This window comes from Massilia sp. HP4 (genome assembly GCF_005222695.1).
Classification (GTDB): Bacteria; Pseudomonadota; Gammaproteobacteria; order Burkholderiales; family Burkholderiaceae_D; genus Telluria.
On the sequence record NZ_STGG01000028.1, the window covers coordinates 19,794 to 29,942 of the forward strand.

General features: G+C 64.3%; 9 protein-coding genes and 1 pseudogene. 4 read left to right on the forward strand and 6 right to left on the reverse strand.

The window, feature by feature from the left end; all coding sequences use genetic code 11:
• Positions 1-43 precede the first annotated feature (43 nt).
• The 3 genes from E8M83_RS11715 to E8M83_RS11725 all read left to right on the forward strand — a co-directional run bounded on the left by E8M83_RS11715 (position 44) and on the right by E8M83_RS11725 (position 2,965).
• A complete protein-coding gene (locus tag E8M83_RS11715) occupies positions 44-526 on the forward strand; it encodes a DMT family transporter (protein WP_137173545.1) in 483 nt (160 codons plus the stop codon).
• Between the two features lie 69 nt (positions 527-595).
• Positions 596-1,717 carry a type IV pilus twitching motility protein PilT gene (locus tag E8M83_RS11720; RefSeq protein WP_137173546.1) on the forward strand — a complete coding sequence of 374 codons (1,122 nt, stop codon included), beginning with the start codon at positions 596-598 and terminating at the stop codon, positions 1,715-1,717.
• Between the two features lie 69 nt (positions 1,718-1,786).
• Positions 1,787-2,965, forward strand: a complete 1,179-nt coding sequence (locus tag E8M83_RS11725; protein ID WP_229491495.1) for a GGDEF domain-containing protein — start codon at positions 1,787-1,789, stop codon at positions 2,963-2,965.
• A gap of 10 nt (positions 2,966-2,975) precedes the next feature.
• Here the strand turns inward: E8M83_RS11725 and E8M83_RS11730 are convergent, their stop codons facing one another.
• The 4 genes from E8M83_RS11730 to E8M83_RS11745 all read right to left on the reverse strand — a co-directional run bounded on the left by E8M83_RS11730 (position 2,976) and on the right by E8M83_RS11745 (position 6,190).
• A complete protein-coding gene (locus E8M83_RS11730; RefSeq protein ID WP_137173547.1) occupies positions 2,976-4,244 on the reverse strand; it encodes a cytochrome c in 1,269 nt (422 codons plus the stop codon).
• Entirely contained in the window at positions 4,241-4,960 is a 720-nt protein-coding gene (locus tag E8M83_RS11735) for a c-type cytochrome (RefSeq protein WP_137173548.1), read from the reverse strand. The genes E8M83_RS11730 and E8M83_RS11735 overlap by 4 nt, the downstream gene beginning before the upstream one ends.
• A gap of 100 nt (positions 4,961-5,060) precedes the next feature.
• Positions 5,061-5,666 carry a 3'-5' exonuclease gene (locus E8M83_RS11740; RefSeq protein ID WP_137173549.1) on the reverse strand — a complete coding sequence of 202 codons (606 nt, stop codon included), beginning with the start codon at positions 5,664-5,666 and terminating at the stop codon, positions 5,061-5,063.
• Positions 5,663-6,190, reverse strand: coding sequence for a ProQ/FINO family protein (locus E8M83_RS11745; RefSeq protein WP_137173550.1), 528 nt, complete (start codon positions 6,188-6,190; stop codon positions 5,663-5,665). The genes E8M83_RS11740 and E8M83_RS11745 overlap by 4 nt, the downstream gene beginning before the upstream one ends.
• 567 nt (positions 6,191-6,757) lie before the next feature.
• On the opposite strand from E8M83_RS11745, the gene rpoD reads away from it, so the two are divergent.
• Positions 6,758-9,475, forward strand: coding sequence for an RNA polymerase sigma factor RpoD (gene rpoD / locus E8M83_RS11750; protein ID WP_137173551.1), 2,718 nt, complete (start codon positions 6,758-6,760; stop codon positions 9,473-9,475).
• Positions 9,476-9,550: 75 nt separating this feature from the next.
• On the opposite strand, the pseudogene E8M83_RS11755 reads toward rpoD, so the two are convergent.
• Positions 9,551-9,670, reverse strand: a pseudogene (locus E8M83_RS11755) (phosphoenolpyruvate carboxylase); the annotation flags it as partial.
• 147 nt (positions 9,671-9,817) lie between these two features.
• On the reverse strand, positions 9,818-10,149 hold a 332-nt coding region (locus E8M83_RS11760), incomplete at its 5' end, for an integrase core domain-containing protein (RefSeq protein ID WP_137173553.1).

Consider the following 10,149-nt stretch of genomic DNA (forward strand, 5'->3'; position numbering starts at 1 on the left):
CGCGGAATGCACTAGAATCGTGCGTTTTTTGGTAAGGACTGGCATGAACCTGATTTTCTTGGCGGCGGCGTTCTGCATCGGCATCGCGATGTCGGCGCAGGCCGCGGTGAACAGCCAGTTGGCCCATTCGATCGGCGCCAATTCGATCATGGCGGCGCTGGTGTCCTTCAGCTGCGGCACGGTGGCACTGCTGGTGATGGCGCTGGCCAAGGGCGGCGTGTCCGGCCTGGGCACGACCCTGGCGGCCTTGCCGTCGCAGCCGGCCTGGAAATTCCTGGGCGGTTTCATGGGCGCCGCCTTCGTGCTCGGCACGGTATTCCTGGCGCCGCGCATCGGCCTGTTGACCCTGGTGGTGCTGGTGATTGCCGGTCAGCTGCTCAGTTCGATGGCGATCGACCATTTCGGCCTGGTCAATATGGCGAAACGCGAAGTGTCGCCGGTACGCCTGGCTGGCGCGCTGGTGGTGGCGGCTGGCGTGACGATTACCGTGTTTGGCGACCGTATTGTTGCGAGTTTGTCACGCTGACGATATTTTTACTCTGGTGCAACATTCCAGTTCTATAATGACCGGAACTCGTCTTTTCATGCGCACCAGATGGAATACCACCAGTCCTCGCAGATCCCAACGCTTTCGTACATCGAAAACGAAGACCACCCGGTGTTCGAGACCCTGGTGCAGCAGATCCTGCACCTGCTTAATTCGAAGCTGGTGTTCTCGGACATCATCATCCACCAGAACAGCCCCTTGATGCTGCGCCAGCCGAAAGGCCTGGTGGCGGTGACCGATTCGCCGATCACGAAGGAAGAGCTGGAAGAATTCTTCGACGTGATCGAGCCGAACTGGCAGCAGCGCATCGCCTCGCGCGCCTTCGACCGCTCGATCGACCTGCACACGGCGCGCATCCGGGCCAACTGCTTCCGCTTCCAGGGCGGCAAGCGCATCGGCTGCGTGATCCGGCGCTTTCCGAAGGAGCCGATTGCGCTGGCCGACCTGGGCCTGTGGGACGACGAGCGCGAGTTTGCGCGCTTGACCAGCGGCCTGGTGCTGATCATCGGCGATACCTGCCAGGGCAAATCGACCACCATTGCCTCGATCCTGGACGAGATCAATCGCCAGCGCTCGGGGCATATCATCACCATCGAGGACCCGGTCGAGACCCTGATCCCCCAGCGCAAATGCATCATCACGCAGCGCGAGGTGGGAGAGGACGGCGACGTCGAGAGTTACTACCTGGGTGCGCTCGATGCGCTGCGCGAGCGGCCGGACGTGATCGTGATCGGCGAGATCCGCGATGCGCAGACGGCGCAGGAGGCGCTGGCCCTGGCGGAATCGGGGCCGCTGGTACTGGCGACCCTGCATGCGCGCTCGACCGAGCTCGGCTTGCAGAAGATGCTGCGCTTGCTGGGCAATTCAGATGCGCAGGCGCAGGCACTGGCGCATGCCTTGCGCGGGATGCTATGCCAGGCGCTGCTGCCTTCGGTCGAGGGTAATCGCTACTATCTCGCGACCGAATGCCTGACCCCGAGCCCGACCGTCGTGCGCATGCTTGAGGCGGCTGATTTGGGTGGCATCCGGGCTCACATGAACAAGGGCATCGATGCCGGCTGTCATACGATGAATAGCTCACTCGAGGGCCTGCTCGCCTCGCACAAGGTGCGCCTCGAGGATGCGCGCAACGCCACGACCGACCGCGTGGGGTTCGCCGAGCTGGTTTGATGGAGTTGGGATAGTCGGTCGCGTACAATCCGGGCCGGGCGCATTGCCGCCTCGAGACCTATTGTGAGAATGCTGCCAGTGCTGAAGATCGACGTCCCCTCCTTATTCATCGTCATGACGTTCAACCTGGCGATCATGGCGCTGGCGCTTCCGTATTTCATGGGGCGGGTAAACCGTGCCGCGCGGTGCGCGCAAAGCGGGATCGCGCTGCAGACGGTGGGCTGGATTTGCCTGCTGGCGTCGAACACCTTCGAAACGGGCGGCTGGGCCGATCACCTGCTGTCGACACTCTCGATGGCTTGCATTTCGAGCAGCATGGTATTCAACGCTGTCGCCTTCCAGCTGTGGTGCGGCTGGAAGGCATCCGTGCGTGCGCCGGCCGCCATCGCGATCTTGATGACCGTGGGCTATGGCATCGGTTTTTCGAACTACGCGTTCCGGGTGGCCTGGGCCAACGGCCTGCTGGTCTTGCAGATCGCTACCGTGGTGTTCATCCTGTGCCGCAAGCCGCAGGTGCCGGTCGGGCGCTGGCGATGGCTGCTGGTCATCTATCTGTCGATCCAGATGGTCGTGCTGGCCTGCCGCGCCGTGCTGGGTGGCTTCTACACCGCCGAATTCCCGAATTTCTTTGGGCCCTACCTGGTCAACCAGGTGTTTGCACTGTCGTCGAACGCGATGATGGTGTTGTCCGTGGTGGCCATCCTGCTGGCGCACCGCGACGAGGCGGCGCGCGAACTGGAACGGTTGGCGATGCTGGACGGCCTGACAGGGGCCTTGAACCGCCGCGCCTGGATGCTCCAGGCCAGCAAGGACCTGGCCAGCAGCGTACGCTACAGTCAGCCGCTGGCCTTGCTGTTGCTCGATCTCGACCATTTCAAGCGGATCAACGATACCTACGGCCATGCTGTCGGCGACCATGCGCTGCAGTTATTCGTCACCGGCCTGCGGGCCGTCAGCCGTGGCGGCGATGTATTCTGCCGCTACGGCGGCGAGGAATTCTGCGTGTTGCTCAACAGCGCCGACCTGTCTTCGGTAATGGCCTACGACGAACGCATGCGCCGGTGGCTGGCGCAGCACGCGCCGCGGGAGCTGGGATTCGCCTTGTCGTACAGCGCCGGCATCGACATGCGCGTGCGCGACAGCGACACCATCGACATCATGCTGCAGCGTGCCGACGTCGCCCTGTACCAGGCCAAGTCGCAGGGGCGCGGCCGCTCGCTGGTCAGCGCGGTGCTGCACAGCGCATGAAGCCCCCAGTTCAATCCCCCTCCACCGCGCGATAACGATTCACCTCGACCGCGGTCACAGGCGGCGCGGCGTTGCCCCAACTGTTACGGATCCAGCTCAGCACCGCCGCCACTTGCGCATCATTGAGCTCGTGACCAAATGGCGGCATGCCATATGGCCGTGGATTGCCCCTGGTCCCGGGCGGGAAGCCGCCATTGACCGTCATGCGGATCGCGTTCACGGCCGGGGTCAGGGTCACGGCACGGTTGCCCGCCAGTGGCGGATAGGCCGGCAGCTTGCCGCGGCCATCGTCGCCATGGCATTGCGCGCATTGGGCTGCATAGATGCGGCCACCTTCCGCCAGCACCTGTTCGCTTGCCGGCGGCGCCCGGCCCGGCTTCGGCGCAGGCGTGGCCGGCAGCGATTTCAGGTAGCTCGCCATCGCCCCCAGGTCGTCCGGCGTCAGGTACTGCAGGCTGCGCGCCACCACCTCGGCCATCGGCCCGGTGGCCGAGCCGCGCGGCGAGATGCCGGTGCCGAGCAGCGCCACGATATGTTCCCTATCCCAGTCGCCAAGGCCGGCCTCGCCGCCGGACGTGAGCGACGGCGCATACCAGCCCAAGGTCGGAATCAGGCCGCCATCGAGTCCATCCTTGTTGGCGCCGAACTGATTACGCGTGCTGTGGCAGGCGCTGCAATGCCCGAGTCCATCGACCAGATAGGCGCCGCGATTCCACTCCACGCCGCGCGCCGGCTGCTCCACGTGAACGCCAGGCTTGAAGTACAGCAGCCGCCAGCCGGCCAGCAGCGCCTGGCTGTCGTAGGGGAAGCCCAGTTCGTGCGGCCGGTTCGGCTGGCGCTGCGGCGCCAGGCTGCGGAAGTAGGCAAACAGCGCATCCGAATCGTCGCGCGTGACCTTGGTGTAGTTCGTGTAGGGGAAGGCCGGATACAGCAGGCGGCCATCCTTCGCAATGCCGTTATGCAGGGCATTCCAGAAATCGTCCGCGCTCCAGTCGCCGATGCCGGTTTCCTTGTCGGGCGTGAGATTCGGCCCGTAGAAACGTCCGAACGGCGTCTCGAGCGCCCGGCCGCCGGCGTACGCCACCCCGCCACGCGCCGTATGGCAGGCGATGCAATCGCCGGCCCGCGCCAGGTAGGCGCCACGTTCGATATTCGCGGTGCTCAGGGCAAAGGCTTGCGGCGAGCTCGATGGGATATGCTCGGTGCGCGGCCAGGCCAGCGCCGCCGCAGCCAGCACCACGACGACAATCGCAAGCAGGACAAGTCGCAGCGTTTTCATCGCGCCTCCGGATCGCTGCCGCAGGCCATCGGCAGCGGACGCGTGATGGATTCGGCAGGCCGTGGGTCGGCCGGCATCGGCTGCGCCGCCAGCCAGCCGGAGACGGCGGCCACGTCGTCCAGCGACAGGCGGGCGGTGATCTCGGCCATGCAGTCCGGCGCATGCGCGCGCCGCACCTTGTTGCGCCAGGCGCCGAACTGCGCATTCACATAATCGCGCGGCAGGCCGACGAGGCCCGGGATGTTCGGCTGCACGCCGGTCAGGCGCGCGCCATGACAGGCGATGCAGGCCGGGATCTTGCGCGCCGCATCGCCGTCATGCACCAGCTGCCGCCCGCGTTGGAGCACCGCGGCCGACAGGCCGGAAGATTGCGCCGGCAGCACGGTCGGCGGCTGGGCAGCGAAGTGCCGGCCGATCTCTTTCAGGTAATCGTCGGGCAGGTGATCGACCAGGTAGGTCATCACGGGATACTGGCGCCGCCCGTCGCGGAAGTTGATGAGCTGGTGATACAGATAGCCGGCCGGCTTGCCGCCCAGGCGGGGATAGAAGCTGTCGTTGACCGGATTGCCGCGCGCATCGACCCGCGCATGGCAGGTGGCGCAGGCGAGCAGGCGCTGGTCGAGCGTGTCGGGGACGGTTTGCGGCGCCGCCGTGGCCGTGCAGGCTAGCAGGCCGAACAGAGAGGCGAGGGACAGGCGAAGGCTATGCGATCTCATGGGCTCCCACCGACATCGAAGATGGGGGAATGATATCGCGAATTGCTGAGCCCGAATTCCCTCTTTTGGTGCGAAGCTACCCGCCGCGGGTTTTTACAAGCTAGGCGGGCGAATTCGCCTTCCAGTGCCGGTAGATCTTCAGGGCCGCATGCGCATCGTCGGCCGCATATTGCAGCTGCTTGTCCGACAGCCGGGGCAGGGCCCAGTTGGTGGTGGTGATGCGCTTGGACTTTTGCAGGCGCTGCCCGAAGAAGCGCTCGACGGCGCTCCTCGCGCCAAGCGGATTGCGTTCGCCGCGCCGGCGCAGGGCGGTCGACAGGTCGAGCACATTGCGCAGCTCGATGCCAAACTTGGTTTTCAGGCGGCGCACATCGTCGCCCAGGCCGAAGCCGACCTTCAGCACGCGCTCATCCTCGAGCACGGGCTTGAGCACGGTGACGGCCAGCGCATTGCCGGCCGGGGTCGCGGTCTGGAACAGCCAGGCGGTGCCCAGCGTCGCGAGCTGCACCAGGTGCGGCCCGGTCGAGACCTCGCCCTTGGCGAAGGTGGGTTTGGATTCGGTGTCGAAGCCGATCGCGTCGCCCGCCAGCAGGTCGGCCAGCGCCTCAAGCGCATCGTGCTCGCTGCGCACCAGGCGCACATTGGCCAGGTCGATGCCGACGTAGGGCGGCAGATCGTCGTCGACCGCCTCGGGGGCTGCGCTCAATTCTTGGAGAACTTGGACGCCAGCGCCTGCAGTTTTTCCTGGCGCTTGCGGTTGTTTTCTTCTTCTTGCGCGGCTTCGCGTTCGGCCTTCTTGCGCTCGGCTTCTTTCTTGAAGCGCTGCTGCAGCTGTTCCTTGGCGTGCAGGCGGTGCGCTTCGGGCACTTCGGCGCCGGCGGTGCCGTCCAGGTCATGGCGGGTCTTGGCTTTTTCCATCGCGCGCAGGTAGCGCATCGAACCGGTGTGGATGCCGAGCGCAGCGCGCATCACTTTCTTGTCCAGGCCAGGCATGCGGGCCAGCAGCTGCTTGTCGATGCCGATCGACAGCGGCAGGCAGTCGCGGAAGGCGGGATACTCCTGCTGGAGTTGCTTGAGCAGCGAACGTGCCGACTGGCCTTGTGCCGGCGCCGCTGCCGGCACTGGTGCGGCCGGCGCCGCTTCTTGCGGCTGCTGCGCCTGCGGAGCTTGCGCTGGGGTGCTAGCTGCGGCGTTGGTGTCGACGGACTCTGCAGGGGTATTGGTATTCATTGACTTCATGGTAAGAACAGGATTGCGAAGGATAGCACGGCGTCACGGCGCGCATTGTACTCGTACTGATGCTAATTATAAATGTTGGGAAACTTGCAGCAGGAAGAAGCGTGGCAGCGTGAAATCGTGTATCATCCGCCTCTTGCCTTGAGTCCGGCTTGCGCCGGCGCAGACCTCCGGGAAGCTTGATCCAGGGGCGTGTCAGGGCGACGCTATGTGAATTGTGTATATCCCATATCGGATCTATCAATTATCACCAAAACTTGCATTGGGGCATAATAGCTCCTTCCCCTATTCTTCTAGAAAAATAGATGCAAGCCCGTGTTAGCGGGCTTTTTTTCGTTCCGACATGCACAGCACGATCTTGAACATCGACCATCGCCTCCCTGTCCGCAGCCTTGACCCGTGTTGGCGCGCGCAAAACCAGGTAAGTCGTGCTTGAAGTCTGGCATGTCCGCCCTTAGGTAGGGCCACTTCCGTTCCCCCTTTCCCAGGATCCGCACGCGGATCCCGCTGGATTATTGACTTCGCAGGCGCGCAATCGGCCTCGACTGGAGAGTTTTAAGTATGAAAAACACCGCCAAGACATTGACACTGACAGCGAAAAAAGCGCCGGCCAAGGCTTCGGCACCGCTGGCAGTGCCGAAAACCGCGACCTCCTACTTCCTCGAAACGGAAGCGGCGGCCAAGGTGACGGTGGTCAAGACCCGTTCGCGCCTGGCCACGCTGAAGGCCCAGGCCGACGCCATCCTGGCCGCCGGCGGTCCGGTGGCCGATGAGCCGGTCGCTGCGCCAGTCGTGGAAGAAGTTCCTGTCGCGGCGGCGCCTGCCGTGACCCCGATCGCCGAGGCGGTGGAGCAAGTGGTGGCCGAAGCTGCTCCTGTCGAGCAGCCAGAAGCTGCCGCCAACGACGTCGAGGCCGGGATCGACCTGGCTGCCGAATACATGCAGGCGCAGGCCAGGCCGGCCGTGGCGCCCGTCATCGTGCGCAAGCGCGGCAAGCTGGCGGCCCTGAAGGCGGACGAGCCGGAAGCCGCGGTCGCCGCTGCGCCGGTCGTGGCGCAAGAGGCTCCGGTTGCCGAGGAAGCGCCGAAGGTCGTGCGCGCCCGCGCCGTGCGCCGCGTCGAAACCGGCCCGGCTGCTCCCGTGAGCGCCGTCGGCGCCGTCAGCAAGACCACCGACGCCGCCGCGCTGGCCGCGATCGACACCTCGGGCTACCTGCTGCCGCAGGTGAAGGTCCCCGGCCGCCGCGGCCGCAAGCCAAGCGAATTCGTGCCGGAGAACGACGAGGTCGCGGCGCTGAACGCGGTCGAGCGCGCCGAACTGAAGGCAGCCTCGAAGGCGCGCGAGCGCAAGGCCAAGGGCATCGCCCTGCTGAGCAATGCCGGCTTCTCGGAAGCCGAACTCGAAAAGCGTCGCCAGCAACTGACGAACCTGATCAATATGGGCAAGGAGCGCGGCTACCTGACCCACGCCGAGATCAACGACCACCTGCCGGAAAACATCATCGATCCGGAAGCGATTGAAGGCATCATCGCGACCTTCAACGACATGGGCATCGCCGTCTACGAGCGCGCTCCCGAAGCCGAAATGATGCTGCTGTCGGACCAGGCCGTGACCCCGACCAGCGAAGACGAAGTCGAAGCCGCCGCCGCGACCGCGCTGTCGACCGTCGACTCCGACTTCGGCCGCACCACCGACCCGGTGCGCATGTATATGCGCGAAATGGGCGCGGTGTCGCTCCTGACCCGCGAAGGCGAGATCGAGATCGCCAAGCGCATCGAGCAGGGCCTGAAAGACATGGTGCAGGCGATCTCCGCATGCCCGATCACGATCTCGGAAATCATCGCGCTGTCGCACAAGATCGCCAGCGATGAAATGAAGATCGACGACGTGGTCGATGGCTTCGTCGACCTGAACGACACCCCGGCGCCGGCCGCTTCGGTGGCCCACGCCGCCGCCTCGAGCGAAGAGGACGACGAGGAAGAAGAAGACGTCGAGGAAGAAGAAGAAGAGGGTGAGGGCGCCAACTCCGGCGGCGCCGCGGCCGGCTACTCGGCCGAGCAACTGGCCCAGCTGCGCAAGAGCGCGCTGGAGAAATTCTCGCTGATCGAGAAGCAGTTCGACCTGATGGGCCACGCCTTCAAGAACCAGGGCTACGGTTCGCAAGCCTATGTCGACGCCCAGGAAGTGATCTCGTACGAGCTGCTGGGCATGCGCTTTACCGCCAAGGTCGTGGAAAAGCTGTGCGACACCCTGCGCGGCCAGATGGACGAAGTGCGCGCCATCGAGCGCGCCGTGCTGGACATCTGCGTGAACCGCTGCGGCATGCCGCGCGCCCACTTCATCAAGGTCTTCCCGGGCAACGAGACCGACCTGCAATGGGGCGACCGCGAAGTCGACTGCGCCTATCCGTACAGTGCGGTGCTGAGCCGGAACCTGCCGGCCATCAAGGAGCTGCAGCAGCGCATGATCGACCTGCAGGCGCGCGTGGCGCTGCCGCTGGCCGACCTGCGCAAGATTAACAAGCAGATGGCGGCCGGCGAGAAGCGCGCGCGCCAGGCCAAGCGTGAAATGACGGTGGCCAACCTGCGCCTGGTGATCTCGATCGCGAAGAAATACATCAACCGCGGCCTGCAATTCCTGGACCTGATCCAGGAAGGCAATATCGGCCTCTTGAAGGCGGTCGACAAGTTCGAATACCGCCGCGGTTACAAATTCTCGACCTATGCGACCTGGTGGATCCGCCAGGCGATCACGCGTTCGATCGCCGACATGGCCCGCACCATCCGCGTGCCGGTGCACATGATCGAGACGATCAACAAGATGAACCGCATCTCGCGCCAGATCATGCAGGAAACCGGCAGCGAGCCGGACCTGCCGACCCTGGCCGCCAAGATGGAAATGCCGGAGAATAAGGTTCGCGAGATCATGAAGATCGCGAAGGAACCGATTTCGATGGAAACCCCGATGGGCGAGGACGGCGATTCGCAACTGGGCGACTTCATCGAGGACAACGCGACGCTGGCCCCGCTGGACGCCGCGCTGCATGCGTCGATGCGCAACGTGATCAAGGAAGTGCTGGACTCGCTGACCCCGCGCGAAGCCAAGGTGCTGCGCATGCGCTACGGCGTCGAGATGTCGAACGACCACACGCTGGAAGAAGTGGGCAAGCAGTTCGACGTGACCCGCGAGCGGATCCGCCAGATCGAAGCCAAGGCGATGAGCAAGCTGCGCCAGCCATCGCGTTCGGACAAGCTCAAGACCTTCCTGCACAACCAGTAATTTGCCGGTTCGCGCGATGTAAAAAAGCCGCCCGGTTTGCGCCGGGCGGCTTTTTTGCCTGGAACGTCGACGCGATCAACCGGTATTGCGCAAGCCCGCCGCGACACCATTGATCGACAAGTGGATGCCGCGATTGACCCGCGGATCGGCATTGTCGGCCAGCTTGCGCCGCCGATGGATCAACTCCACCTGCAAGCACCAGCGGGGTCACCAGCGGGGTCAGGTCTGACATTCGGTCACCAGCGGGGTCAGGTCTGACATTCAGACACGGACTCGGCAGGGAAGCACGGCTGAGGCTGTGTCCGAATGTCAGACCTGAGGTGGTCCGGATTTCTCGGACATCTATTTGAGCACACGGAATGCTGCATCGACGGCGGCTGGCGTTTGGTAGCCCAGGGTTTGATGCAGCCTCTGCTGATTGTAGTACACCTCAATGTAGTTGCCGACTACCGCCTTCGCTTCGTCCCTCGATCCGAACAGGCGATCGTGCATGACTTCGTTTTTTAGGTTCGAAAAGAAGCTCTCCGCTACGGCGTTATCGTAGCAGTTGCCTTTTCGGCTCATGCTGGACAGAACGCCATTGGACTGCAGCAGGTCACGGTAGTCATGCGACGCGTACACCGTGCCTTGGTCACTATGGAAGATCAGGCCCGTACTGGGCTTTCTCTGCGCCA

What these genes read in the sequence shown, in the direction of transcription:
- E8M83_RS11715 (WP_137173545.1), top strand. Translation starts at nt 44, where the DNA reads ATGAACCTGATTTTCTTGGCGGCGGCGTTCTGCATCGGCATCGCGATG.
- E8M83_RS11720 (WP_137173546.1), top strand. Translation starts at nt 596, where the DNA reads ATGGAATACCACCAGTCCTCGCAGATCCCAACGCTTTCGTACATCGAA.
- E8M83_RS11725 (WP_229491495.1), top strand. Translation starts at nt 1,787, where the DNA reads ATGCTGCCAGTGCTGAAGATCGACGTCCCCTCCTTATTCATCGTCATG.
- E8M83_RS11730 (WP_137173547.1), bottom strand. Translation starts at nt 4,244, where the DNA reads ATGAAAACGCTGCGACTTGTCCTGCTTGCGATTGTCGTCGTGGTGCTG.
- E8M83_RS11735 (WP_137173548.1), bottom strand. Translation starts at nt 4,960, where the DNA reads ATGAGATCGCATAGCCTTCGCCTGTCCCTCGCCTCTCTGTTCGGCCTG.
- E8M83_RS11745 (WP_137173550.1), bottom strand. Translation starts at nt 6,190, where the DNA reads ATGAATACCAATACCCCTGCAGAGTCCGTCGACACCAACGCCGCAGCT.
- rpoD (WP_137173551.1), top strand. Translation starts at nt 6,758, where the DNA reads ATGAAAAACACCGCCAAGACATTGACACTGACAGCGAAAAAAGCGCCG.